The 25,743-nt window shown below is 66.8% G+C and carries 17 protein-coding genes; 9 read left to right on the plus strand and 8 right to left on the minus strand.

All coding sequences use genetic code 11. The features are described from left to right. Window position 1 precedes the first annotated feature (1 nt). Genes SB786_RS03010 through SB786_RS03020 form a run of 3 tightly spaced genes read right to left on the minus strand, consistent with a single transcriptional unit; the run spans window position 2 to window position 12,987 of the window. Window positions 2-3,985 carry an SDR family oxidoreductase gene (locus SB786_RS03010; protein WP_410726114.1) on the minus strand — a complete coding sequence of 1,328 codons (3,984 nt, stop codon included), beginning with the start codon at window positions 3,983-3,985 and terminating at the stop codon, window positions 2-4. Further along, window positions 3,972-8,504, minus strand: a complete 4,533-nt coding sequence (locus tag SB786_RS03015) for an SDR family NAD(P)-dependent oxidoreductase (RefSeq protein WP_410726115.1) — start codon at window positions 8,502-8,504, stop codon at window positions 3,972-3,974. Before SB786_RS03015 ends, SB786_RS03010 begins: the two co-directional genes overlap by 14 nt. A gap of 7 nt (window positions 8,505-8,511) precedes the next feature. Next, window positions 8,512-12,987 (minus strand): amino acid adenylation domain-containing protein, encoded by a 4,476-nt coding sequence (locus SB786_RS03020; RefSeq protein WP_410726116.1) that lies wholly within the window; start codon window positions 12,985-12,987, stop codon window positions 8,512-8,514. Between the two features lie 499 nt (window positions 12,988-13,486). Here SB786_RS03020 and SB786_RS03025 point away from each other — a divergent pair, with 499 nt between their 5' ends. From SB786_RS03025 to SB786_RS03040, 4 genes are all read left to right on the plus strand, one after another. After that, window positions 13,487-15,553 (plus strand): M3 family metallopeptidase, encoded by a 2,067-nt coding sequence (locus tag SB786_RS03025; RefSeq protein ID WP_410726187.1) that lies wholly within the window; start codon window positions 13,487-13,489, stop codon window positions 15,551-15,553. Window positions 15,554-15,902: 349 nt separating this feature from the next. Then, complete coding sequence (locus SB786_RS03030) at window positions 15,903-17,399, plus strand: amino acid adenylation domain-containing protein (protein ID WP_410726117.1); 1,497 nt, start codon at window positions 15,903-15,905, stop codon at window positions 17,397-17,399. Window positions 17,400-17,422: 23 nt separating this feature from the next. Beyond that, window positions 17,423-17,677: an acyl carrier protein gene (locus SB786_RS03035; protein WP_410726118.1), complete on the plus strand. Its 255-nt coding sequence runs from the start codon at window positions 17,423-17,425 to the stop codon at window positions 17,675-17,677. Window positions 17,678-17,790: 113 nt separating this feature from the next. Beyond that, complete coding sequence (locus SB786_RS03040; protein WP_410726119.1) at window positions 17,791-18,714, plus strand: chlorinating enzyme; 924 nt, start codon at window positions 17,791-17,793, stop codon at window positions 18,712-18,714. A gap of 254 nt (window positions 18,715-18,968) precedes the next feature. Here the strand turns inward: SB786_RS03040 and SB786_RS03045 are convergent, their stop codons facing one another. Together SB786_RS03045 and SB786_RS03050 are read right to left on the minus strand one after the other, a co-directional pair. Then, complete coding sequence (locus SB786_RS03045; RefSeq protein ID WP_006752898.1) at window positions 18,969-19,181, minus strand: twin transmembrane helix small protein; 213 nt, start codon at window positions 19,179-19,181, stop codon at window positions 18,969-18,971. Beyond that, window positions 19,178-19,528 (minus strand): hypothetical protein, encoded by a 351-nt coding sequence (locus SB786_RS03050; RefSeq protein WP_410726120.1) that lies wholly within the window; start codon window positions 19,526-19,528, stop codon window positions 19,178-19,180. The genes SB786_RS03045 and SB786_RS03050 overlap by 4 nt, the downstream gene beginning before the upstream one ends. Window positions 19,529-19,825: 297 nt before the next feature. Between SB786_RS03050 and SB786_RS03055 the strand changes: the two genes are divergently transcribed. Then, complete coding sequence (locus tag SB786_RS03055) at window positions 19,826-20,584, plus strand: YoaK family protein (protein ID WP_175736693.1); 759 nt, start codon at window positions 19,826-19,828, stop codon at window positions 20,582-20,584. 92 nt (window positions 20,585-20,676) lie between these two features. Continuing rightward, window positions 20,677-20,862 carry a ribbon-helix-helix protein, CopG family gene (locus SB786_RS03060; RefSeq protein ID WP_006752901.1) on the plus strand — a complete coding sequence of 62 codons (186 nt, stop codon included), beginning with the start codon at window positions 20,677-20,679 and terminating at the stop codon, window positions 20,860-20,862. 24 nt (window positions 20,863-20,886) lie between these two features. Here the strand turns inward: SB786_RS03060 and SB786_RS03065 are convergent, their stop codons facing one another. Together SB786_RS03065 and SB786_RS03070 are read right to left on the minus strand one after the other, a co-directional pair. After that, window positions 20,887-21,723, minus strand: coding sequence for a spermidine synthase (locus tag SB786_RS03065; RefSeq protein WP_410726121.1), 837 nt, complete (start codon window positions 21,721-21,723; stop codon window positions 20,887-20,889). Window positions 21,724-21,767: 44 nt separating this feature from the next. Beyond that, on the minus strand, window positions 21,768-22,112 hold the full coding sequence (locus SB786_RS03070) for a zinc ribbon domain-containing protein YjdM (protein WP_006752903.1): 345 nt from the start codon (window positions 22,110-22,112) through the stop codon (window positions 21,768-21,770). A 354-nt stretch (window positions 22,113-22,466) separates the two neighbouring features. Here SB786_RS03070 and SB786_RS03075 point away from each other — a divergent pair, with 354 nt between their 5' ends. From SB786_RS03075 to SB786_RS03085, 3 genes are all read left to right on the plus strand, one after another. Continuing rightward, window positions 22,467-22,730, plus strand: a complete 264-nt coding sequence (locus tag SB786_RS03075) for an HPr family phosphocarrier protein (protein WP_410726122.1) — start codon at window positions 22,467-22,469, stop codon at window positions 22,728-22,730. 65 nt (window positions 22,731-22,795) lie between these two features. Then, window positions 22,796-23,017, plus strand: a complete 222-nt coding sequence (locus SB786_RS03080; protein ID WP_006761326.1) for a hypothetical protein — start codon at window positions 22,796-22,798, stop codon at window positions 23,015-23,017. A 334-nt stretch (window positions 23,018-23,351) separates the two neighbouring features. Next, window positions 23,352-23,906 carry a GNAT family N-acetyltransferase gene (locus SB786_RS03085; RefSeq protein ID WP_410726123.1) on the plus strand — a complete coding sequence of 185 codons (555 nt, stop codon included), beginning with the start codon at window positions 23,352-23,354 and terminating at the stop codon, window positions 23,904-23,906. 69 nt (window positions 23,907-23,975) lie between these two features. On the opposite strand, the gene SB786_RS03090 is transcribed toward SB786_RS03085, so the two are convergent. Then, on the minus strand, window positions 23,976-25,742 hold the full coding sequence (locus SB786_RS03090) for an efflux transporter outer membrane subunit (protein WP_410726124.1): 1,767 nt from the start codon (window positions 25,740-25,742) through the stop codon (window positions 23,976-23,978). Between the last annotated feature and the right edge of the window lies 1 nt (window position 25,743).

A 25,743-nucleotide genomic window follows, 5' to 3' on the forward strand; every position in this document is an offset into this window, starting at 1 on the left:
CTTAGTTGACCTCGAGCTGGGCCGCCTTTTCGAGCAGCTTCGTTTCGATATGCTCGACCAGCAGGCCCAGGGTCCTGATTTCGTAGATGATCATGGCGTGCAGGCTGACGTCGTAGCGGTCCTTGACCATCGACACGAACTGGACCGCGCTGAGCGAATGCGCGCCCAGCTCGAGCAGCCCCTCCTCCCATTCGATGTGCGCGACACCCAGGATTCGTGCCCAGCTCGTCTCGACGAATCGATGTGCGTCGGACCGGTACGGATAGTCGTCGTCCGGCGCGGCGGCCAGCGGCGCGGACGCCACGTCGCGCAGCCGCGCGAGTTCGGTGACCTTGCTGACTTCCCCCCAGCGCTCCAGCACCGAGTCGAAATCGATCGTGGAAATCACCAGCCGAGGGCCGAAATTCCAGTGCAGGATGCGGTCGTACACCGCCGCGATCTCGCGTTCGGTCATGTGGTTGCGCATGTGCTCGCGGCTCAGGTCCGCGAATTGCGGCAGCACATTGGGGCGGCCGAGCCGTTCCGCGTTGACCGCGCCCCAGTTGGTCGAGCAGATGTCGCCCAGCGACGCCGCCAGCGCGGTCTGGGCCACCGCGTCGACGAACGCGTTCGCCGCCGCATTGTCGATCTGGCCCAACCCGCCGATGATCGAGTTCATGCTCGAACAAAGCACGACCTTGCTCACCGGATTGCGTGTCAGGTACGACAACAGGTTGCAGGTGCCGTACACCTTCGCGCGGAACACCTTCGAGAAATGGCGGACGTCCTTGTTCTCGATCATGCCGTTTTCGACCAGCCCGGCGGCATGGATGATGGAATGGACGACCCCGTGGCGTTCGCGCGCGTCGGCGAGCGCCGCGTCCACCTGCTGCGCGTCGCCGATGTCGCATTGCGCCAACTGTACCGTCGCGCCGGTCCGCTCGATCCTGCGAATCCGCTCGATCTTCTTCGAGTAAGGATGGTCGGGACCGTGTTCGGCGATCCATGCCGGCCACGCGTCGCGGTCGACGAAGCGCTTCGAGTTGACCAGCAGAAGCCGGCACGGCGCGCGGCTGGCCAGGTATTCGGCGACACTCAGCCCGAGTTCCCCGAGTCCGCCGAACACGACGTAGACGCCGCTCGCCCGCACCTCGGGCTCGCACGCGGCGGGTACGGCGAAGCGCTGATACGCGGTCTGCCACCGCCGGCCGCGACGCAGCACCACGAATTCGTTCGCGGGGGTGAGCGGCGCGGAGAACTCCAGGCCGAGCTGCATCGCCGAATCCGCGGCGTTGAACAACTCTTGCGACGGGATATCGACGATCCGGCAGTCGATGAGCGGATATTCCTTCTGCAAGGTCCGGCTGATGCCGAGCACGGTCGCCTTGTCCGGGTTCACCTCGTCCTGCGGCGTCAATGCGGCCATCTGCGACGCGGCGACGATGATCGAACACGCAGCGCCCCCCACCGTCACACGGTGCAGCGATCGCGCGAAGAAAATCAGGCTGAACAGGCCGAGCGTCTGGCAGCGCTCGAAATTCGCCGGCGTGCCATCCCATTGCGCTTCGGCCGCGAGCCACGCGTGCACGACATGGCGCGGCAGGCAGCCGCGCTCGTCGAGCGCTTCGAGTAGCCGCCGGTAATCCTGCTCCGACGCGGGATCGATGCAATACGTGGTGTCGTCCAGCTGCGCGAATGCGTCGCCCGGAACCACGTGGATGGCGCGCGTCGTCGCGGCCCACGGCGCGTTGAGCCGATGCGCCCGATCCGTGGCGAACACCAGCAAGGCGGCCTCCGCCGGTTCGGCGACGCGTTGCGTCCGCGCGGCAAGTGCGGCTGTTTCGCGCCACGTCGGCTTGTAGAACCATTGACCGATATCGTCGATCTTCCGGTTACGGCGTTCGGCCTCGGTCGCGACCGGCAGCCACTGGATCTTTCTGGCAAACGCGTAGGCCGGCAGCGAGACCTTGCGCCGCGCCTCGTCCGCGTAGTACGTCGGCCAGTCGACCGACATGCCCGCCGCCCAGCAGGACGCGAGCAGGTCGGCCATGAAGCGCCCTTGCAGCGCGGGCGCACCGAGCTCGATCGCGTTCGATGCGACTTGCAGCCGTGGGGCGTCCGACAGCGTCAGCAGCGCATCCGACGGCGCCGCGTCGACCGGCGCTTCGGCGAGCAGGCGCGTGATTCCATCGTCGCCATGCGCGCTCAGGCGCTCGACGAGATCCGCCGGCAACAGCGCCGGCTGCTGCAGATGCGCCGCGATCCCGAGGCGCCGAAGCTGCGCCGCCAGCAGCACCGCAACCACCGCCAGGCGTTGCCGCACCTCGTGATGCGCGAGCGCATCGAGCAACGGCGCGTACCGGCCCGCATCGCCCCGGCGAACGGCTCGCCACGTCGCATCCGCGTCGGCCGGCCGCACCGCCACGAGCAGCCGGCGCGGCGCGCCGTCGGTCGCGTGCATCGTCGCGGCGGCCAGCTTCTCCGCAGCTTCGGCCGCGCCGGCCGCGGCAATCGCGAGCCGGTGAGGAAATGCCTTGCGCCCCACGTTGGACGTGTAGCAGAGATCCGCGAACGCCGGACAGGCTTCGTCCCGCAGGAGCGCCACGTACTTCGCGCGGAGCGCGTCCAGCGACTCGGCGGAGCGCGCAGACAGCGTCACGCAGTAGGCGGCTTGCGTCGCGGGTAGCGGTTCGAGCACCGGCGCCTCCTCGAGGATCGCATGCGCATTGGTGCCGCCGATCCCGAAGCTGCTCACGGCGGCCAGCCGCCTGGTGTCCGACACCCACGCACGCGTGCGCGCGTTGACGTGAAACGGACTGTTCTCCAGCCCGAGGCGCGGGTTCGGCCTCTCGAAGCCCAGCGACGCGGGCAGGGTTCGATAGCGCAGCGACAGCGCAGTCTTGATCACGCCGGCGACGCCGGCCGCGACGTCGATATGTCCGATATTCGTCTTGACCGAACCGATCGCGCACGTCGCTTCGCGCGCTCCCGCCCGCGCGCGCCGCCCGCCGGCATAGGCGTGCGTCAGCGCGGCAATCTCGATCGGATCGCCCAGCGACGTCCCGGTCCCGTGTGCCTCGACATACTGGATCTGCTCGGGGCCAACGTCGCTCGCCTGCAGCGCATCGCGGATCACGGCGCTCTGGCCGGACACGCTGGGCGCTGCGTACCCGACCTTGTCCGAGCCGTCGTTATTGATGGCGCTGCCCTTCAATACCGCATAGATCTGATCGTGGTCGCGCAACGCGTCGTCCAGGCGCTTCAGCACGACCAGCCCCGCGCCGTTGCTGAACACCGTGCCGGCGGCCCGTTCGTCGAACGCGCGCACCTGCCCGTCGGGAGAGAAAAAACTGTCCTGGCTGTACAGATAACCGCGCGTATTGGGCACGTTGATCGAACAGGCGCCGGCCAGCGCCACGTCGGCCTGATAGCTCAGCAGGCCCTGGCAGGCCTCGTGAATCGCGACGAGCGAGGTCGAGCAGGCGGTCTGGACATTGACGCTCGGCCCCTTCAGATCCAGCAGGTAGGACAGCCGCGTCGTCAGGTAATCGCTCAAATTGCCGAACAGGATGCTTTGCCCGTCCCGGTCGAGATCCACTTCATCGGACCGGAATACGACCGTATGCAGGTAAGTGTTCAGGCTCACGCCCGCGTAGACGCCGACCCGCCCTGCATGCGCGCCCGGCACGTAGCCGGCGTCCTCGAACGCATGCCACGCCAGTTGCAGGAACACCCGCTGCTGCGGGTCCATCAGCCGCGCGTCATGATTGCTGATGCCGAAGAATTCGTTGTCGAACAGCTCGATGTCCTGCAAACGGCCGCCGACCGGCACATAGTGTGCCGACGCGAGATGCGCCGGATCGACGCCGGCATCGAGCAATTCCTGCTCGCTGTAGCGTTCCAGCGAGCACCGGCCGGCTTCCAGATTCCGCCAGAATTCCTGAACATTGGAAGCGCCCGGGAATGCTCCGCTCATCCCGATGATCGCGACGTCAAGATTGTTCAATTTTCGACTCCATGCCGTGCTTGCGGCTTTGGTAATAGTTGCGGCGCAGACGCTCCGTCCGCCTGTCGGCAGCGGGTGCCGCCGGCGTTTCCCGATCCTCGTCTCCGGCTTCGTCGACGACGCGGGCCGTCGCCGGTTCCCTGGCTTCGGCCAGGCGTTCGATGGTCGGGAACTTGAACATGTCGACCGCCGACAGATCCCAGTCGAGGGTCCGGTTGATCTGGTCGATCAGCTTCAACGCGATCAGCGAGTGGCCGCCCAGTTCGAAGAAGTTGTCGCGGATGCCGACCGGCTCGACACCGATGCACTCGCCCCACAGCTTCGCGAGTGCCTGCTCGGTGCGCGTGCGCGGCGGCACCATGTCGTCCTTCAACTGGGGACGCGGTGCGACGACCTGCCGGACGTCCGGGGTCTCGTCGCGCTCCGACAGCACCCAGTTACGGTAACGCGCGACAAGGTCGCCGCTCGCCACGATGACGTGTGCGGGCCAGTCGAGCGCGGCGAGCCGTTCCAGCACGGCCAGCCCTTCCTGTTCGCTGATCGCGTAGTGGTCGATGCCGATGTCGTCGTTCGATTCGTCGCGCGTGTCCTTGAAGAACTCCCACGCATCCCAGTCGATCACGGTCCATTCGCAGTCCGCGCGGCTCGCCGAGCGCGCATAGGCGTTCAGCAGGCAATGGGAGGCCGCGTAGCCGAACAGCCCGATCCCGCCGAGCGTCGCGGAAATCGACGAGACGATCATCACGCGCGGAATGCGCAGCGCCCGGGTCAACGCGTGCAGGTTCGCGCACACGCGCAGCTTCGGCGAGACGAGTGCGTCGAGGTAGGCCGCATCGGTTTCCGCGAAGGGCCGGGAGTGCATGTCGGCCGGTGCGCCCGCCGCATGGACGACGAGATCGATCGGGCCGAGCGCCTGTACGATCGACTGCGCGGCGCGCTCGAGCTGCTGCGGATCGGTCGCATCGGCATCGACGAACTCGATCCGGTGGCCGGCCGCGACCATGCGTTCGAACAGGCCCTTGCGGCGCCTGACGGCGCGGTCCGCTGCGGCGGACGGCTCGCGCAGCGTGTTCGCGAACGCGGTGGCGTGGCGGCTGACGATCGCGACATCCGCGCCGACGACGATCGAGAAGAACGCGGCGTAGATCATCCCGACATTGCCCACCCCGCCGACGATCAGCACGGTACGAGGCGGCTTCGACAACGCAGCGGCCTGCGCGGGGCCATCGCCGCGACGCGGTCCGCTGCGGCACAGCTTCCGTTCGACCAGCCGGTCGCGCTCGACCCGGATGAAGCGCGCGGATGAATGCAGGCACGCGGCGGCCAGCAAGCCGGCGTCGCGACCGCCGGAATCCGGAGCATCGTCGGTGTCCAGCACCGACGCGTCGATCTGAATCGCCCGGCAGGTCACGCGGGGGAATTCCTGCTGCACGACCGTCGCGAAGCTGTCGACCCACGCGGCGCCGGCGCTCGGCCTGGCATCGCCGCCGGGAACGTCGGCGACCGCGACCAGCGTGATGTCCAGCGTGCCGGGCACCGCCGCGCGCAACGTATTGAACGTGTGCTGCATCGAGAGCATGTCCGCGAACAGACGACCGCCCGCCGCCGGCACGCCGGGCGCCTCCCCCGGCTGCGCCGGCGCCACCACCACGACGCGCGTGACCGCGCCGCGAGCCTGCGCGTCGCCCGTCTTCGCAAAGCGCTGCCGCAACGCGGCCTCGAGCGCTTCGGGCCTGGAAGCGTCCAGCACCACCCACTCGCCCGCGTGCTTCGCGAGTTTCTCGGCGAGCCGGCCGGCATGGCGGCTATCGTTGCCGATCAGCAGCACCGGCGCAGCGGATGGAGGGGGCGCCGCGACGGCGCCGAGGTCCGGCAGGGGCGCCCAGTCGTACGCGTAGAACCATTGATCGAGATCGTCCTGCTTCCGATAGGCAGGCGCCTGCGCGACGACCTCGCGTTTCGCCGGCGCGTCGACCCAGCATGAGATCTCGTCAAGCGGATGCGGGGCGAGCGGCACGATGTTGCCGCGTGTCGCGCCGTAGAGCGGCTCCCAGTCGACAGTCATGCCGTTTGCCCAGCATTGGGCAAGCAGCGTGTCGAGCCCCGCCGTTTCATCGTCCGGCAGAACGATCGAGAAGTGCCTGACGTCGGGCAGCGTCAGCCTGCCCAGCGCATTGGCGATCGACTTGCCGGGCCCCGCCTCGACCCACGCGCCCGCCGGCACGAGCGCGGCCAGCGTCTCCAGGCAAGCGTTGAAGCGCACCGTGCGGCGCAAATGGTCGACCCAGTAATCGGCGGTCGCGAACCGTTCCGGCAGATCGGCGCGCCCGTCGAGGTTGGAGATGATCGGGCTGCGCGGCACTTGCAGCGCGACGCCGTCGAATGCGGCCGCGAATTCGCGGCTGCCGGCATCCATGAGGGTCGAGTGGAACGCGTGCGAGGTCGGCAGCCTGACCGCGTGAAGCCGGGCCGCTGCAAGGCGAGGCGCCAGCGCATCGATGTCCTCCTCGGTGCCGCCCACGACACATGACATGTCGCTGTTGACGACGCACAGCGACAGCCCCTCGTGCAGAAACGCGCTGACCTGCTCCTCTGCAGCCAGCACCGCCAGCATCGCGCCGCGCGGCGCGCGGCTCATGATCCGCGAGCGGGTCGCGACAATCGGCACGGCATCCGCCAGGTCGAACACGCCGGCAAGCGTCGCGGCCACGTATTCGCCAATGCTGTGCCCGACCATCGCCGCGACCGGCAGCCGCATCGCCAGCAGCATCGAGCCCAGCGCATATTCGAGCGCGAACAGGTACGGCTGCTGCGCGGCGGTGTCGCGAATCTCGGCCGCGCCGGCGTTCAGCAGCGCGCGCGGATCCGTGCAGCCCGCGCGCACGAAGCGGTCGGCGCAATCGTCGAATACCGAGCGGAAATGCCCGCCGCGTTCGTAGAGTGCGCGTCCCATGCCGGGAAACTGGTTGCCCTGCCCCGGGAACAGCAGCGCAACCTGCCCATGGCGCCAGTCGGCCGTCGGTGCCACGGGGGTCGGGTCGGCGCACGCACGGCCGGATACGAGCGCGCGCTTCTCCGGGTAATGCCGCTGGAACAGCTGGGAGGTGTAGCGCGCATCCCCGAGCGCGACCGTGCGGCCGGCCAGCGCGCGCTCGACCGCCTGCTCGCGCGCCGCCAGCGTCGCCGGCGTCTGCGCGGACATCAGCAGCGGACCCGCGTCGACGCGCCGCGTCAGGTCGCGACCCGGCGCCTCTTCGAGAATGACGTGGGCGTTGCTGCCGCCGACGCCGAGCGCGCTGACGGCGGCGCGCCGGGGCTGACCCGCGGTGGCGGGCCACGGTTCGGGCGCCGTGGGGATATAGAACGGCCCGTCTTCGAGCGCGAGATTCGGGTTGGCCTGCACGAAGCCCGCGAGCGGCGGCTTGACGTGGTGCTTGAGACACAGCGCCGCTTTCAGCAAGCCGACCAGGCCCGCGGCGACATCCGTATGGCCGATGTTCGCCTTCACGGAACCCAATGCGCAATGCGCGTGGACGCCGCCCGACCCGCCGTACGCATCCTTCAGCGCCTGGATCTCGATCGGGTCGCCGAGTGCGGTGCCGGTCCCGTGCGTTTCCAGATAGCCGATCGTGGCGGGCGCAATGCCGCTGCGCTCGTACGTGCGCCGGATCGCCTCGCTTTGTCCCGCGACGCTGGGCGCGGTGAAGCCCGATTTGCGCTGGCCGTCGTTGTTGATCGCCGAACCGCGAATCACGCCGAGGATGTCGTCCCCGTCGCGCTGCGCGGCGGACAGCGCTTTCAGCGCGAGCACGATCGCGCCGTTGGTGAACACCGTGCCCGTGGCGCGGGCGTCGAACGGACGGCATACGCCGTCCTTCGCCAGCACGCCGTCCCGCTGGTACAGGTAGCCTTCCTTTTGCGGCGTGCGGATCGCCGCGGCGCCGACCAGCGCCATCCGGCACTGTCCGGTCAGAATGGCGACACGCGCCGTGTGCAACGCCTGCAACGCCGACGAACAGCCCGACTGGATCGACATCGCGGGGCCGTGCAGGTCCAGCTTGTACGCGATCCGGGTGGCCGCACAGTCGCCGCTGTTGCCGAATACCACATCGGACAACGGCACGCTGCCGGGCGGCTGGGTCATCAGGTTGTTCAGCAGGTAGTGCGGAAACCCCACCGATACATAAACACCGATCTCGCGGTTCGCCGCCCCGACCTGCTCGAGCAACTGGTGCGCCAAGGTCAGCAGCACGCGCTGCTGCGGATCGATCGCCCGGGCTTCGCGGAACGTATAGCCGAAGAAGCGGTAATCGAACCGGTCGATGTCATCCAGCACGCCGGCGCGCCTGACATAGTCCGGCTGCGCCAGCGCCGCCGGATCGGCGCCCGCATCGAGCAGTTCGGCGTCGGACAGCGACGCGATGCAGTCCCGCCCGGCGAGGACGTTCTGCCAGAACGCGTCGACGGTGTCGGCGCCCGGCAAGCGCAATCTGGATCCAATCAGTGCCACCTGTTCCATGTTTTCCTCAAGGATGCGTAGTCAGTGCCAGCCGCTCGACCGTCTCGCCGGGCGACCGCACGCACTCGAACAGAATCCGGTTGAACTCGGATGCGATATCGTCGATCTGCGCGGCGTCGAAGACGTCCGCGCTGTATTCGATGAAAACCTGCGTATGCGTCCGGAAATCGTTGACCTCGAGCGACAGCTCGAACTTCGAGCCGGTCGGCCGCAGCGGAATCTCCGAGACCGGGAGATCCGCCATCGAGAACGCGTACATCGAGCGATCGATGAAGTTGAAAAATGCCTGGAAAACAGGGGTTCGGCCGAGCGTCGCGTACTCGACCAGCCGGCTTGCCACTTCCTCGAACGGCACGTCGGCATACCCGTAGATCGTGAACAGCGAGCCGGTCACCCGATTGACGAAATCGCCTAGCCGGTCCGCCGGATCGATGTCGACCGGCAGCACGATCGTGTTCGTATACAGGCCGATTGCCTGGAGCGTCTCGGGCGTGCGGTTCATGGCCGCCAACCCGATATTGATCACCCTGTCGCGACTGAAGTGATGCAGCGCGAGCGCGAACGCGCTCAGGAACAGCGTCGCGAGCGGCACGCCCGCGGTACGCGAGTAGTCGTCCAGTTCCGCGCGCAATGCAGCCGGGATCACGAGCGGAAAACTGTCGCCCGCCAGCGTGCGCACCTCGGGAAAAGGCGCGCGATACGGCAGATTCAGCACGCGATCGACCAGCCCGAACCGGCCGATCAGCTCATCGGCGCGAGCCGACGCGTCCACCGGCCGGCCGCCCGCTTCCGGGGCGGGTTCGGGCGGACGGCTTGGCGCGCCCCCGGCGAGCATCGCTTCATAGGTGTGCGCCATCTCCCTCAGGAAATTGCCGCAGCCAATACCATCCACCACGATGTGATGGAACAGATAGAACACCGCGGCCCCGCCGTCCAGCAGCGGAAAGTAATGGACCCGCAGCAGCGGGCTGCAATGCAGGTCGAATGGCTCGCGCAACAGCCGGTTCAGCATGGGCCGAAGCACGCCCCAATCCGTCGCGCGATGGCGCTCGACCAGCGCGCCCGCGGGTGTCGGATGGATCCGCTTGACGAGGCCCGCCGCGGTGGGCTCGAACGCCGCACGCAGCGATTCGTGAGCGTCCAGCACGTGTCTGAGCGCGCATTCGAGCACGTCGATCGCCACGCCCGCCGGAAAATGCAGCCCCACCGGAATGTTGTAGGTCTCGCGCACGGCGGCCACGCTGTCGAGAAAATACAGCGCCCGTTCGCCCGCGGAAGGGGCGAGCACATCCAGCCTCGGGGCCGGCGCCGGCACGCCATCGTGCGGCGACCGCGGCGGCGTCGCGCCCGCTGGCGCGCGCGCCGTTTCATCGCCGCCGTCCGGCGCCAATCCGGACGCACGCAGATGCCCGGCCAGCGCCGTCACGCTCGAGTGCGTCATGAACGCCTCCAGGCTGACCTCGATATCGAGCTTCTGGCGGATCTGCGCGAGGATGCGAACCGCGGACAGCGAATGGCCGCCCAGCGCCATCAGCGTCGCATCGCAATCGATCGTTTCCAGACCGAGCGCATCGGCATAGATGGCCTGGAGGGTCGGAGCCAACGGATCGAACGGCCGGGCATTTCCTGTGGCGGCGGCCGGCTGCGCCTGCTCCGGCAGGGCCGCGCGATCGATCTTGCCGTTCGCGTTCAGCGGCCATGCGTCGACCCACGCGATTTGCGAGGGCACCATGTAGGCGGGCAACGCCAACGACAACGCATCGCGCAAGGCCGCGGCATCTCGCGCGCCATCCGGAATCGGCTCGACCCAGGCGAGCAGCCTCGGTTCCTCCGCCGGGGACGATCTCACCTGGACGACCGCCTTGCGCACCTGGCCGAGCGCCTCGATCTGTTTTTCAATCTCGCCAAGCTCGACCCGGAAGCCGCGTATCTTGACCTGCCCGTCCTCGCGCCCCAGGAATCGCAGGCGCTCGTTCATATCACGAAAAGCGAAGTCGCCGGTGCGATACACTCGGCCCGCGCCGGGGATCTCGACGAAGCGTTCGTCGGTCAGTGCGCGACGATTGCGATAGCCGCGGGCCACGCCATGCCCGCCGATGCAGATCTCGCCCTTGCTGAAACGCGGCACGGTCTGGCCGTGCGCGTCCAGCAGATGGATCGTGGTGTTGCCGAGCGGCTCGCCGAGGCCGGCTGCGGGATCCGCGTCGGGCGCGGCGATCATCGACCAGATCGTCGCTTCCGTCGGGCCGTAGACTTGCCAGGCTGCCGCGCACGTGGCGCGCAGGAAGCCGTGCGTGGACGTGTCGATCGATTCACCGCCGCACAGGACGTTCAACTGGCGCGCCCCGCGCCAGCCGCCCGCGCGCAGCACGTTGAAGAACGAAGGCGTGCCCTGCAGCCACGAAATACGTTCGCGCTCGATCATGGCTTCGAGCGCCTTGGCGTCGAGGCGGACGTGCTCGGGACAGGGGACGACGGCTGCGCCGACCACGAGCGGCAACAGCAGTTCGAGCAGCGATATGTCGAAGCCGATCGTGGTGGTCGCGAGCAGGCGATCGTCGCGACTCATCGGCAGTGCGCGCCGCATCGCGGACAGGAAGCCGGCGACGTTGCGATGGGTCACCTCGACGCCTTTCGGACTGCCGGTGGACCCCGACGTGTAGATCAGGTAAGCGGGGCTGTCCGGATCGACCGCGACGGCGGGAAACGCGTCCGCAACCGCATCATCGAACAGATCGTCGGTCAGGACGAGATCCCGTGGCGAAGCCGCGGCCGCCACGTTCTGATGAAGATGGACGGTCAGCTCGGCGTCGCGCGCGATATGTGCGCGGCGCGCGGCCGGCAGATCCGCGGGAAGCGGAACGTAGATCGCGCCGGCTTGCCAGATGCCGAGCAGCGCGGCCAGCAGCACGCCACTCCGCGGCATGGACACGCCAACGCGGTCGCCCGCTTTCACGTCCGCCGCCGCCAGCTTCCACGCGACCCGATTCGCCGCCTCGAGCAGCGCCCGATTCGTTATCGTGCGGCCGGGCTCGCCGACTGCCAGCCGACTCGGCTGCTCGCGCAGCGCGGCCTCGATCAATGCGCCGGCCGACAGCTGCGGCGCGGGATCGGCCAGCACGGCATGGCGGCCGGCAAAGGCTCGCTGGCCGCCCAGTTCGAGATCGCCTATCCGCACATCCTGCCGGTCGACCATGCGCTCGACGAGCTCGCTGAAATCGCGCGCCAACTGCTGTGCCATCGATTCGCTCAACAGCCCCTCGCGGTATTCGAGGATCAGGCTGAGCGCGTCGTCGCCGTCATAAAGGAGCGCAAGGTCCTGCTTCGCCGAACCGACGAAACGCGGCATCTGTTCGACATCGATGCCATTCAGCCGCAGCGAATCGAGCGCGAACCGCGCGGGAATGAGGGCGACGTTGAGGCATGGCGACGCCGGGTCGGCCAGGTTCTGCCGCACGAGCCGCATCAGGTCCAGCTGCGGGAAATCCACGATCGATTTCGTTTTCCGGCGCTGCTGCCGCACCCGCTCGAACAACGCATCGACCGTCAGATCCGGCGTCACGTCCACGAACGCCGGCACGTAATTGATGAATGAGCCGAATATCCGCTCGAACCCGCCGGGCCGCGTGTCCACCGGATAGGCGATCGCCAGCGCGTCCTGTTGCAGGTACCGATGCAGCAGCACGCCGAATGCACTCATCAGGACGACGAACGGTGTCGTCCTGGTCTTTCGGTTCATGCTCTTGAGCCTTGCCTGCAGGGTGCCCGGCAGGCTCCAGCGATACTGGCGGGCGCCCACGCGGGCCGGCCGCTCGCCGCCGTCGAACACCAGTTTTCCGAAGTCGACGGAACAGGTGCGCCCCGACAGGTATGCACGCCACGCCGCCTCGGTTTCCCGATGGGCGCCGTCGGCCCAGCGTTGCCGTTCCCAGTCCAGCGTGTCGGAAAACCCCTGGCTCGCGCGGGTCTCGGGCGCCGCCACATAGGCCGCGTGATCGTTGTACGCCGACGAAATGTCGTTCAGCAGTATCTGCGCCGACGTACCATCCACGCAGATATGATGGATATTCAACGCCAGGAGATAACCGTCCGGACGGGTGCGGATCAGCAGGAACCGGAACACCGGTTCCCCATGCAGATCGAAAGGCGCCAGCAGACAGGCGTCGAGCGCCGCTTCGATCCGTTGCGGCCGCGCCGACGATTCGACACCCGACAGATCAATGAACTCGAGCGGGTCGTGCGAAAGCCGGTCGGCATACTGAAGCGGCTCGCCGGCCTGTTCGAGGAAACGCATCCGGATCGCCGGATGCGCGCCGGCTACCGCGACAAATGCCCGCTTGAGCCGATCGACGTCGAGATTCCCGTCGAGCTCGAAAAGCAGCGGATTGTTATACGCGGGATCGTGAGGCGCATATTTCCATTGCAACCACATCACCCTTTGACTATTAGTGAGTGGCAATACGTCATTCACGTCGGTTGGCATGCGGCATTCCTGAGGCTGCGTTGAAGAATCAGGCCGGCGCGACCACGTTTCCTCGTCGCATCGTCCATTGCCCTACGACTCCCCATCAAAGCGGAAAAGCACGGGCAGGCGACGAAAGATCGAGGCCATGCACGGCCAGCCGCCGAAGGATCGGGCTATCGCGCGAAACCGGCCGCGCCCGGATCAGGGGCAGTCCGTCACATGTGTAAAGGAGGCGATAAATGACGCGCATCCCGGATCGAGCTGCGCGGAATGACATCACCTTGTTTAGTTATGCGAATGCTCTGCATCGGAACCACATGCGACTTCTCTCGATCGTCATTTCCATCGACATGGTTCTCATAAAATATCAAGAATTGAGAAAAATAGTAACGCGACGCTCTCGCAGCAGTAACTGCAATAAGTAATAGGTCGATAAGCGTGTTGCGCATCGAATGCCCGTCATACAATCGCCGCTATCGTTCAGCGACTTCGAAAACGGAGCAAGCTCTTGCGCTCAATGCATTCCGTCAATCCCCTTCTGGATCGATCGCAGCTACCTTGCTTCGAGGCCATTCGCGCGCTCCATGTGCGCCCCGCCGTCGACGCCTGCCTGCTCGAGCTCGACAACGCGATCGAGCACGCGGGCGCGGCGCCGCGCCGGTCGAGCTGGGCGAACGTGATCGAACCGATCTGCCTGGCGATCGAGGCGCTCGAATACACGTGGGGCATCGTCACCCACCTTGTCACGGTTCGCGATTCGGCGCCCTTGCGCGCCGCCTATGGGGAATGCGTGGGCCTCGTGTCGTCCGCGTTGTCGCGCTTTCGTCAGGACACCGCGCTGCTCGGCCGATACCAGGCCATCGTCGCCTCCGATGCGTTCGCGACCCTGTCGGCCGAGCGGCAGCAGGTTCTGCGCAACCTGATCCGCGACGCGCTGCTGGCGGGTGGCGAGCTGCCGCCCGGCCCGCGCACGCGGCTGAACTGCATACGCGAACGCCAGGCGTTGCTCGCGAAGACGTTCCAGGACAACATCGCCGACGCTACCCGCGCTTATTCGTACCGCGTGACGGCGGACGACGAACTGGCCGGCCTGCCCGACCACGTGCGCGCCGCCGCTCGGGCGGCTGCGCGGCAATGCGGCCGCGACGGCCATCTCTTCACGCTGGATTTCGCGTCCTACCATCCGGTCATGCAGTTCTCCGAGTGCCGCGCGCTACGGGAACGCTTGTACCGGGCCCGGTCAGCCCGGGCATCCGAGCTGGGCGAACACTATGCCGACGGCGCGGCGGCATGGGACAACATGCCCGTCATGACCGAACTGCTGGCCCTGCGGCACGAGGAGGCCCGGCTGCTCGGCCATCGAGATTTCGCCGGCCTCTCGCTCGCGCAGAAGATGGCGCGCTCCCCCGAATGCGCACAGTCGTTTCTGGACGATCTGCATCGGCGCATCCGCCCGCAGGCGGCCGCCGAATGGCAAGCCCTGCAATCCTTCGCCCGCGATGCCCTCGGCATTCGCGAGCTGCAGCCGTGGGATCTTCCCTTCGCGATGGAACACCTGCGCATGCAGCGCTTCGGTGTCTCGACGGACGAGGTCCGCCGGTACTTCCCCGAACAAGCCGTGCTGCATGGGCTGTTCAAGCTGGTCGAGACGCTGTTCGACATCAAGGTCCTCCCCGCGACCGGCAGCGTCTGGCACGAAGATGTCCGGCTGTACCGGCTGGACGACGCGCGCGGCCATCCGGTCGCCCATCTCTATCTGGACCTGTACGCGCGCCCGGGAAAACGGGACGGCGCATGGGCAGCCAGCGGCGGATCGCGCGGCACGCGCGCGGACGGCACGATCCGGCTGCCCGCGGCCTATCTGATGTGCAACGTCGCCGCAGCGGAGCCGGCCTGCTTCGCGTTCGAACAGGTGGTCACGCTGTTTCACGAGATGGGCCACTGTCTCCATCACATGCTGACCGACGTCACCGAAAGCGCGGTGTCCGGGGCGAAAGGCGTCGAATGGGACGCCGTCGAATTCCCGTCGCAATTCATGGAGCAATTCTGCCGGGAGTGGGAGGTGCTTGTCGCGTTGAGCGCTCACGTGGAGACAGGCGCAGCGCTGCCGCGCACGCTGTTCGACCGCATGCTGGCGGCACGCCATGTCGACCATGGTATCGAGATGGCGCATCAGATTGCGTTGTCGGCGCTGGACCTCGAACTGCATTCCGCGCGTGCGATGGCCTCGAACCAGTCGATCCTCCATTGGGTGGAAGCCATTCACCACGCCTACGAGGCCACGCCGCCGGACCCGCTTTCAAGAAGCGTGAACACCTTCGGGCATATCTTCGCCGGCGACTACGCAGCGGCCTATTACAGTTATCAATGGGCGAAGGTCCTCGCGGCCGATGCCTATGCCGCGCTGGAAAACGCCGGCGCCACGCATGCGAATGCCGGCAGGCGCGAAATCGGAAAGCGCTATCGGACGGAAATTCTGGGGCCCGGGGGCAGTCGACCCGCCATGGAATCGTTCATCGCGTTTCGCGGCCGCGCGCCGGACCTCGATGCGCTGTTTCGGGATTCTGCCGCGACAAGACGTTAGGGAAACGTCCGGCGGATCGACCACTCGGTCATCAGATTGGGAATCCTGAACGCTACACCGAGTTCCTTCACCATCCAGTGCTCCTCAACCTTGCCGAATAGACGCCGGCGCCGGGCACGTCGCGCCGATTTCCGAACGAAACCTATGGGAATTCGTAGTTTCGCAAATACGGCGCGTCGACTCTAATGTGCATATCCATCAGGAGCATGCACACGTGAATATACGACCCCGATCCAAGCGTGCAAGGAATCCGATACGCCATTCATGACGCGCAGTGCCCGGCGTCGCGCGGGGATAGCCCGCGTTCGCCAGACGCGTCATTCCATCTTTCCACGGACCGAGAAAATTCGTGACTCCAGTGAGCGTCAACCGACTGTTTACCGCGCAGGTCCGTCGCGCGCCTGATGCGATCGCCCTGATTGGCGGCGACCGGCGCCTGACGTACGGCGAACTCGACCGCAGCGCCAATCGCCTCGCCCGACACCTGATCGACCGCGGCGTGCAGGCGCACGACCGCGTGCTGCTGTGCCTGCCGCGGTCAATCGACGCCGTCATCGCGATGCTCGCGATCATCAAGACCGGTGCGGCCTTCGTACCGGTCGACCCGACCTACTCCGAGTCGGTCAGGCAGCGCCATGCCGACGACAGCGGCGCACGGCACGTCATCGCTCGGACGGCCGACGCCGAGGCTTTCCGCAACCCGTCGCGGCAAGTCATCGAAGCCGACGATCTCGCTGCGGGCCGCGACGACCCTGGCCCCGACGTCGATGCGGCGCACGACGGCGCGAGCGCGATCTACGTGATGTTCACCTCCGGAAGCACGGGTCGGCCGAAAGGCGTGGTCGTCGCCCATCGCGGCGTCATCCGCCTGGTCTGCAATACGAACTACATCCGGATCACGCCCGCCGACACGCTGCTGTTGCTGTCCCCGATCACCTTCGATGCATCCACGTTCGAAATCTGGGGTGCGCTGCTGAACGGCGCCCGGCTCGCGATACATGAGGAAGCGACGTTCGATCCGAACCTCGTCAGCGAGCTGATCGAGCGCGAGCGGGTCAGCGTGCTCTGGCTCACCGCCGCGCTGTTCCATCTCGTCGTGCGGCGCTACATCCGGATGCTCGCGGGGCTTCGCACGTTGCTGGCGGGCGGCGACGTGCTGAATGCGGCCGCCGTCAACGCGGTATTCGACGCGTTCCCGTCGATTACCGTCATCAACGGCTACGGTCCGACCGAAAACACGACCTTCACGTGCTGTCACGTGATGACTGCCGCGAACCGGCCAGTCGATCCGGTCCCGATCGGCCGCGCCGTTTCAGGCACCCGGCTCCATATTCTCGACAGCGCGCTGCGCGAAGTGCCGGACGGCGCCGAAGGCGAGCTGTGCGCAAGCGGCGATGGCGTAGCGCTCGGCTATCTGAATGCGCCGGAGGCGACGCGCGCGGCATTCATCGAGCGTCGGTCCGTCGACGGCCTGCTGTATCGCACCGGCGATCGGGCACGACGCAGGCCGGACGGGCTGATCGAATTCCTCGGGCGGCGCGACCGGCTCGTGAAGATACGCGGCTACCGCGTGTCGCTCGACGAGCTTCAGGCGCTCATCGCCGGCATTCCCGGCGTCGAGGAAGTCATCGTCAAGGTGTCGGAGGATGCGACCGGCGAAAAGCGCCTCAGCGCGATCATCCAGTCCACCGGGGGGCGGCCCGACATGAAGGCTTTCGTCCGCAGCGAACTCGTCAAACTGGCGCCGCCGTTCCAGATCCCCGACGACATCCAGGTTTTTCAGCATCTCCCGCTCAACGCGAACGGCAAGCTGGATCGCAACCCGTTGCCGATCGGCGAGATATAAATCATCCGGAGAAAAAACAAGCCATGACCCATACGACCGACATCACCGAAACAATTCTGAGCACCTGCCGCGACACGCTCGGGCTGCCCGACCTGCAACCCGGCGAGGACTTCTTCGAACGCGGCGTGAGTTCGCTGGCCATCGTTGAACTGCAGATCCAGATCGAAGAGCAACTGCAGTTGAAAGTGCCCACGAGTCAGCTGATGGCAGCGCCCTCCGTGGACGGATGGGCGCGCGCTTACCTGACGACGGCCGCCGCGGTAACGGTATCGCAGTAACCGCGGCGGGCGCAGATCCTCGAAGAAAACGGGGCGCACGGATACCGATCGCCTCGCCCAAGCAGACGCCATACCAGGCAAGCGCTAACGAAAATCCAAAGGAGCAACCCAGGATGCCGAATTTCCAATTGACGAAGGAAGAGATCGCCCGCTTCCGTGCGCAGGGCTATATCGGCCCGTTCAAACTCTATTCGGAGGACGAAGCACGGGATCGATACCGCCAGATCCGGTCGCAGCTGTTCGACCGCGAGTACGCGATCTACGATTTGCCGCCGAACAGCCCGATCGCCAACTACGACCGGCATCTCGACGTGAACCTGCTGAGCGAGCACATCATGCGCTCGGAAATCGTCCACAAGCTCAACTCGATCCTGGGCCCCGATCTCATTTGCTGGCGATCGGAGATGTTCCCCAAGTATCCCGGCGATGAAGGCACCGACTGGCATCAGGCCGACACCTTCGCTCATGCGTCGGGCAAGCCGCAGATCGTGTGGCCCGGTGACGGCCGCTTCGGCGGCGCGGTAACCGTGTGGACGGCCTTCACCGACTGCGACGAAGAGAACGGCTGCCTGCGCTTCGTACCGGGCACGCACGAGGAAATGTTCTACGACGAGTCGAAGAAGATGGCATTCGATCCGGCGAAGATCAACGCGCTCGAGAAGGACGGCATCAAGCGCGGGTTCTTCGGCTACGACTACCGCAGCCTGCAGAAGGATGCGAACTGGAAGCCCGACGAGAGCAAAGCCGTATCGCTCGTGATGAAGCCGGGCGAGTTCGTGATCTTCTGGTCGACGCTGATGCACTCGTCGTTCCCCAACTCGACGAAAGACCGCACCCGCCTCGGCTATGCGTGCCGCTACGTGCCCGCGGCCGTCAGGATCTACCCGGACACCGACACCGTCAGCGAGTACGGCAGCGAAGTGAAGCTCGACAAATACGGTGTGGTGCTGGTGTCGGGCGAAGACCACTTCCGGCATAACCGCCGTGTGGAATCCAACGCGCGCGGCACGCCGTTCAGCCGGCTCGCCGAGGTGTAAACACGCTGCGGCGATCAGTCGGATTCAAGGAAATACCCCGGAGGCCGGACCGAAATCCAACCCAACCTCCGGGGTGCGGTTTCGATCCGCGCTGCGCGCCGATTTCATGAATGACCTGGATTCATCGCAGCACGCCGACCATTTTTAGCAGACAATCGCGCCGTCGGGATAAGTATTCTTATCACAACACCTCGATTACCGAGCAAAACTCGAGCGCACCGAAACACCTCAGATGTGGACGGCACGCACGAGTGTCACCTGCCGATCGGCAGCCCCGTCGGTTCGATCCACCCGAGCCGGTACGCGATCAGCAGCGACAGGAACAGCGTAATCGACAATCCGACGCGCGCCGCGAGCGACCACGCCATCCGCTTGCTCCTGCCGCGGTCGTGATTCATGAAATACAGCGCGAAAATCAGGCTTCCGATAATCAGCGCGAACGCCACCGAAACCAGCGCAATCTTCATCGTTGATGCTCCTCCAGGCCCGAATCGGCCTTCAGCAGTTCAGCCAGTCTTTGCCGCTCGGCAGCGACGTCGGCCACACCCGACGCCGGCCAGTCCAGTGCGACGCCATTGCCCAGCGAATCGCGCACGAGCGTCTGGTAACGCCGGTCGCTGATTCGCCCCTCGTCCATCGCTTCCGAGATCTCATGTCGAAACGGTAGCGGAAAGCTCGTGTATCCGCGCGACAGCGCCGCATATTGCCGCGCGTCGATCTCCTTCGACGACGGCACGACGGCCCACACGACGACGGCCACGATGGCTGCGAAAGGAATCGCCGTGTAGCGGAGAACGAACTTGATCGGGGTCATGAGGCGGATATCGAAGTAACGGCGACGTTGCGGGAAATAGCGGCGAAGTCACGCCGCGTGGACGGCGCACGCGGACCGTGCGGAATCTGAAGCCGTGCGTGCAAGCCGCGACCGGCAGCGTCGGCCCACATTGTACTTAAAGCCCAATTCGGCTAACAGAGTATGATAATGTCATTATCATGTCTTGCTGATGATTCGAGCAACCCGGCCCCCTTTGCCGGTGGCCCGCGCGGCCGCCTCGCACCGGTGTCGGTCGTCCTGTCCGTGCCCGCGATCCGGGCGATTGAGCGTACCCCTATGCCAGCGCAGTACTTTCGAAGCCTCACGGGAAAACACCGCAGCGCGACCGCGAACCGTCAGCTCGGCTTTTCGCTGGCCTTCGTCGCGGGCGCGGCCAACGCCGGCGGCTACCTTGCGGTCAAGCAATACACGTCGCACATGAGCGGCATCGTGTCGGCGATCGCCGATCAGACGGCGCTCGGCGACATCCAGCTCGCGCTGGCAGGCATCAGTTCGCTGGGGTCGTTCCTGATCGGCGCCAGCTGCTCGGCGATCCTCGTCAACTGGGGGCGGCGCCGCGGCCTGCAGAGCCAGTTCGTACTGCCGCTGCTGGTCGAAGCCGTGCTGCTGCTCCTGTTCGGGCTGCTCGGCAGCCATCTCGCGCTGTGGGAAACGTTCTTCGTGCCGGTAACGGTCACGCTGCTGTGTTTCATCATGGGTCTGCAGAACGCGACGATCACGAAGCTGTCGGGCGCGGAAATCCGCACGACGCACGTGACCGGCATCGTGACCGACCTCGGCATCGAGCTCGGCAAGCTGTTCTACTGGAATCGATCGGCCGTCGACGTGGACGCGCACGCGGTGATCGCCAACCGTTCGAAACTGAGGATTCACGCGACGATGCTCGCGTCGTTTTTCGTCGGCGGGCTCGCCGGCGCGATCGGCTTCAAGCATGTCGGCTACGTGGCCACCGTGCCGCTCGCCTGCCTGCTCGTGATGCTCGCGGCGATGCCGCTGATCGACGACCTGCTTGCGTGGCTCGAACGCCGGCGTTGAGCCGGCGCACACGCTGCAATGACGCATTCGGCCCTGGCGGCGAAAGCGGATGCATTATAATTTGATTAACATATCGACCAACCTGCCGCACGATGGAAACGAAAACCGCCCGCCTGACCGTCCTGATCGATCCCGCCAAGAAAGAAGCGTTCGAAATGCTCTGCGCGGAGCAGGATCTCACGCCGTCGCAAGTCGTGCGTCAGTTGATCCGCGAGTATCTCGACAAGCACGGCGTCACGTACAAGACGAAGAGCGCGCTCGGCAAGCGCATGAAGTAACACGCACGAGCCGGCGCGCCGCGCTCAGGTGCAGATTTCCCATCGCGCGTGTTCACGCGCACGCCAGACGAGCCGCGCGGGGGCGATGCACTCGCCCTCCTTCATGCGCCGGGCGGTGGGCGACAGCTTGAGCTCGCCGGCCGACGCGAACCCGAGCGCGCGTTCGAGCAGGATGCGCAGCGACGGCAGCGGGTTGCCGTTCTTCCACGCGAACGCGATGAAGTTGTTGTCGTCGCCGCACGGCAGCAGCGCATACGAATCGTCGAACACCTCGCGCAATTGCTCGAGATGCCGCGGCAACGCCGGATCGTCGTCCATGAAGTTGATCGCGAGCACGCCCGTTTCGCTCAGCCGCGCACGGCACGCGTCGAAAAAGGCGGTGCCCGTGCAGCGGCCCGGCATGCCGTCGGCGACGAACGCGTCGTGCAGGATCACGTCCGCCCGCACCTCCGGCCTGTCGACGTAGTCGGCGCCGTCCGCGCAGATCACGGCGAAGCGCGCGTCGTCTTGCGGAATCCTGAACACGTCGCGCAGCGCGATCACGTCCGGGTTGATCTCGACCGCATCGATCGCCGTATCGGGCAGGTGACGATAGCAGTACTTCGCGAGCGACCCGCCGCCGAGCCCGATCATGCAGATGCGCGCGGGCGCCGGCTGCAGCAGCAGGAAGCCCATCATCACGCGCGTATAGCCGAGTTCGAGCCGGACCGGATCCTTCAGCGACATGAAGCTCTGCGTGCCGAAGTGGTCGAAGTGCAGCGACACCGTGTGCTTTGTCTCGAGCACGAACGGACGGCCGTCGTTCAATGGCATCGCCAGAAACCGCAGGAATGCGTCATAGGAAACTCGATCCTCGCTCATGGTCGGCGGCCCGGTAATCGGAGAGTCGGTCGAACCGCGTGCGGTCAGACCTTCTTCAGGTAGCAGGCCTTCAGCATGAAGCCGCCCATGTCGGTCTTGCAATCGACTTCGTGATCGCCGCCGACGAGCCGGATGCTCTTGACCTTGGTGCCCATCTTCAACGTGATCGACGAGCCCTTCACGCGCAAGTCCTTGATCAGCACGACCGAATCGCCGTCCGACAGCACATTGCCGTTCGCGTCCTTGACGACGTCGCCCGCCGGTTCGTCGCCGGCGTCCGCGCCGGCGCCGGCCGACCATTCATGTCCGCAGTCCGCGCACACGGTCAGCGTGCCGTCCGGGTAGGTGTTTTCCATCGCGCATTGCGGGCAGGCGGGGGCGGCGTTCATTGCAGCTTCCATTCGGTGGGAGTTCGGGTCAATCGAAAAAAATGCCGGACACGCAAGCGCGTGGCCCGGACCGCGCATCGCGGCGGCCCGTCGACAGATCGACGAGGCGGGCCGTTATGCACACGGTATTATAATGCAATACACATAATCCAGCTGTCGTATTATAATCGTCCACTTTCGATCATTCGCCGGACTTGATGGCGGTTTCGCTGAGGATGTCGACATGTTCGAGATGAATGAAGCACCGGTGTCGGGCGCGCAACGCCCGGCGCCCCGTCGGGAAGCCGTGTCCCGTGCCTGCGGGCCGGCCGTTGCACGCCGTTCCGACGACTTTGCCCGGGGCTGATCCGCATCGTGGCAACCGTCGTCTACGTTGAAATCGGCCCCGCATGGAACCGCGATCGCGCGATTGCGTCCCGCGACGCGATCGCCGCGACGGCACACCGCTTTGAAAGCGACATCCTGCTGCTCGCCAACGGGCTCAGCGGCAGCGCGAAGGACGCGGCGGCCATCGCGGCGCTGCAGATGCATGGCGGCACGTCCGCGCAGGTGCTCGCCACCGGGCCCGACGAGGAAGCCGCGCTCCACGCGCTGCTGCCGTTGCTGCAGGCGGGTTGACACCGCGTCGCCCGACCCCACGGCCTCGTGCCGTTCACCCTGAATCACCACTCTCCGAGGAAGCGATGAACGACAACGTCACGTCCAACACCCCCAACCTGTCGGCCTCCGCGCTCTGGGCGCTCGAGCGCCTCGCCGATGTGCGCTACGGCCGCGATGCGCCGGCGCTCGGCTGGTCGGTCGAACAGGAGCTCGTCGGCGCGGGCTTCGTCAGCCATGCGACGAACAGCCGCTCCGGCGCGTCGATCACGGCGCACGGCCGCAGCTTCTTGAAGAGCCGCAAGTAGGAACGGCCGGCGCGGGCGCGATGCCGCTTCGTGCGAAACCCACGGGCGTGTCGATGTCTTCCGTGACGCCGTGCGCCTGACTTTCGCAACACGCTGCCGGCGATCGACGCGCATTCGTCGAGCGCCCTGCGCCACGGTCGGGCCGCGATGTCGTCGTGCGACCTTGACCGCGCGGCCACCGACGGACGCCGGCGACGGCCATCCGCTCGATGCGGTCGCATTTCCCCGAAGCAGGCAGGGATCGGCGGCGGCGCGCCGATTTCCGCGGTATCGTACGGCACCCTGGCGCGGCGCACGGCCCCGCCTTCCCCGCCCCTTCCACATGGAACGCCGAATGACATTCAGCGCCCTGCCGCCCGTCATGTCCCCGCCGGTTCTCGACACCCCGCGCCTGATACTCGAAGGCCACCCGCTCGGCGACTTCGACGCGCTCGCCGCGATGTGGGCCGAGCCGACCGTCGTCGCGCACATCTTCAACGGCCAGCCGTCCGCGCCGCGCGACTCGTGGATGCGGCTGCTCGCCTATCGCGGGCTGTGGCCGCTGCTCGGCTACGGCTACTGGGCGATTCGCGAGAAGGCATCGGGCCGCTATGTCGGCGATCTCGGCTTCGCCGACTTCCACCGCGCGGTCGAGCCGTCGATTCGCGGCGTGCCGGAAGCGGGTTGGGCGCTCGCGAGCTGGGCGCACGGCAAAGGCTACGCAACCGAAGCGCTGTCGCACGCGCTCGGCTGGCTCGATGCGCAGAACCGGTTCGAACGCAGCGTATGCCTGATCGCGCCGACCAACGTTGCGTCGATCCGCGTCGCGGAGAAGGCCGGGTATGTCGACCCGGTACGGGTCCGCTTCAACGACGCCGATTCGCTGCTGTTTTCGCGCGCGTGCCGGTAATCGCGATGCCGCGCGCCGGCCGCCGCTGTGTGGTCGAGGTGGTCGAGGTGGTCGAGGTGGTCGATGTAGCTATTGCGCGCGGGTCGTATCGGCTCGTGACGGCGGCGCCGCGCCGACCGTAACTGCACCCGCCGCACCCGCCGCCGGGCCGGTCGTCTGCCATCCGCCGCCCAGCGCCTTGTACAGCGCGACGAGATCGGTCGTCGTCTGCAATGCGCCCTCCACTGCCTGCTGCCGCCCCTGCGACCATTGCCGCTCGGCGTCGAGCACGTCGAGGAACGGCGACAGCCCCTTCCGGTAACGATCGCGCGCGAGTTCCAGCGCGCCCTGCTCGGCCTTGACCGCATCGTCGAGCGCGGCCGCGCGTGCCTGGTCGGTGCGGTAGACGGCCAGCGCGTTGTCGACGTCGCGCAGCGCGACGAGCACGGCCCTTCGATAGGCGAGCGCCGCTTCGGCCTGGCGCGCTTGCGACAGCCGCAGGTTCGATACCAGTTGCCCGCCCGAAAAAATCGGTAGCGACACGGCCGGACCGAACGAGTAGAACAGATGCGACCAGTGCGCGAGCTCGCGCACGTGCGCCGCGCGCAACCCGACCTGCCCGGTCAGCGAGATGTCCGGATAGAACTGCGCGACCGCGACGCCAACGTCGGCGGTCGCCGCATGCAGGTCGGCCTCCGCGCGGCGGATGTCGGGGCGCCGGCGCGCCAGCGTCGACGGCAGCCCGACCGGCACGGTGGGCGGCACGCCCGGCAATGCGCGCGGCGCGTCGAGCCAGTCGTCGAGCGCGCCCGGGGCGCCGCCGACCAGATACGCGAGGCCGTTGCGCAGCAGCACGATCTGCTGGTCGAACTGCGGCAGTTGGGCACGAATCTGCGCGAGCCGCGCATCGGCGCTGCGCACGTCGAGGTCGGTCGCGAGACCGTGCGCGGCCTGCTCGCGCGTGAGATCCAGCAGGTCGCGCTGCGCGCGTTGCAGGTTTTCGGCCAGCGCGCGTTGCGCTTCGGCGCCGCGCAGTTGCAGATAGGTCTGCGCGACTTCGGCCTCGAGCGACAGCAGCGCATCGTCGCGGCTCGCGACCGCGGCGCTCGCATGCGCGTCGGCCGATTCGACCGAGCGACGCACGCGCCCGAACAGGTCGAGTTCCCATGATGCGTCGAACCCGGCCTGCCACACATTGACCGGCGCTTCGAGCGCATCGATCGCGGCGTGCGCGCCCTGCTGCACGCGCGCGCCGGTGCCCGGCCCGAAGCGGTCGAGCGGTGAGCCCGGCGCGCCGAGGCGATCGACGCGCTGGTCGATGCCCTGTTCCTCGACGATGCCTTTCAGGCCCAACTGCTCGCGCTGGTAGCTCGCGTTCGCCCGCACGTTCGGCAAGCCCTGCGCGGCGGCCGCGCGCACCTGCGCACGCGCCTGCGCGATGCGCAGCACGGCCGCCTGGACGTCAAGGTTGTCGCGCGCGGCACGCTCGACGAGGCGATCGAGCAGCGGATCGCCGAACGCACGCCACCAGCGCGGGTCGGGATCGGCGCCGGTCGTCGGCGACGAGGGCGCGTGCGCGCCGGCAGCCGACCCGCCCGATGCGCCCGATGCCGGCGATGTCGGCGATGTCGGCGATGTCGGCGATGTCGGCGATGTCGGCGATGTCGGCGATGTCGGCGATGTCGGCGATGCCGACGCCTGCACGTCATGCCAGTTCGCCGACACATCCGCATGCGGCGGCTTGAAATCCGGCCCGACCGTACAGCCCGCGAGCGCCACGCAGGCCGCCAGCATCGCGGCGAGGCCGCGCGGTCGCAACACATGCGGGCCGCTGCCGCGCTGTCGATGCATCGTCATC

The sequence above is a fragment of the Burkholderia sp. SIMBA_062 genome, assembly GCF_046534765.1.
Classification (GTDB): Bacteria; Pseudomonadota; Gammaproteobacteria; order Burkholderiales; family Burkholderiaceae; genus Burkholderia; species Burkholderia ambifaria.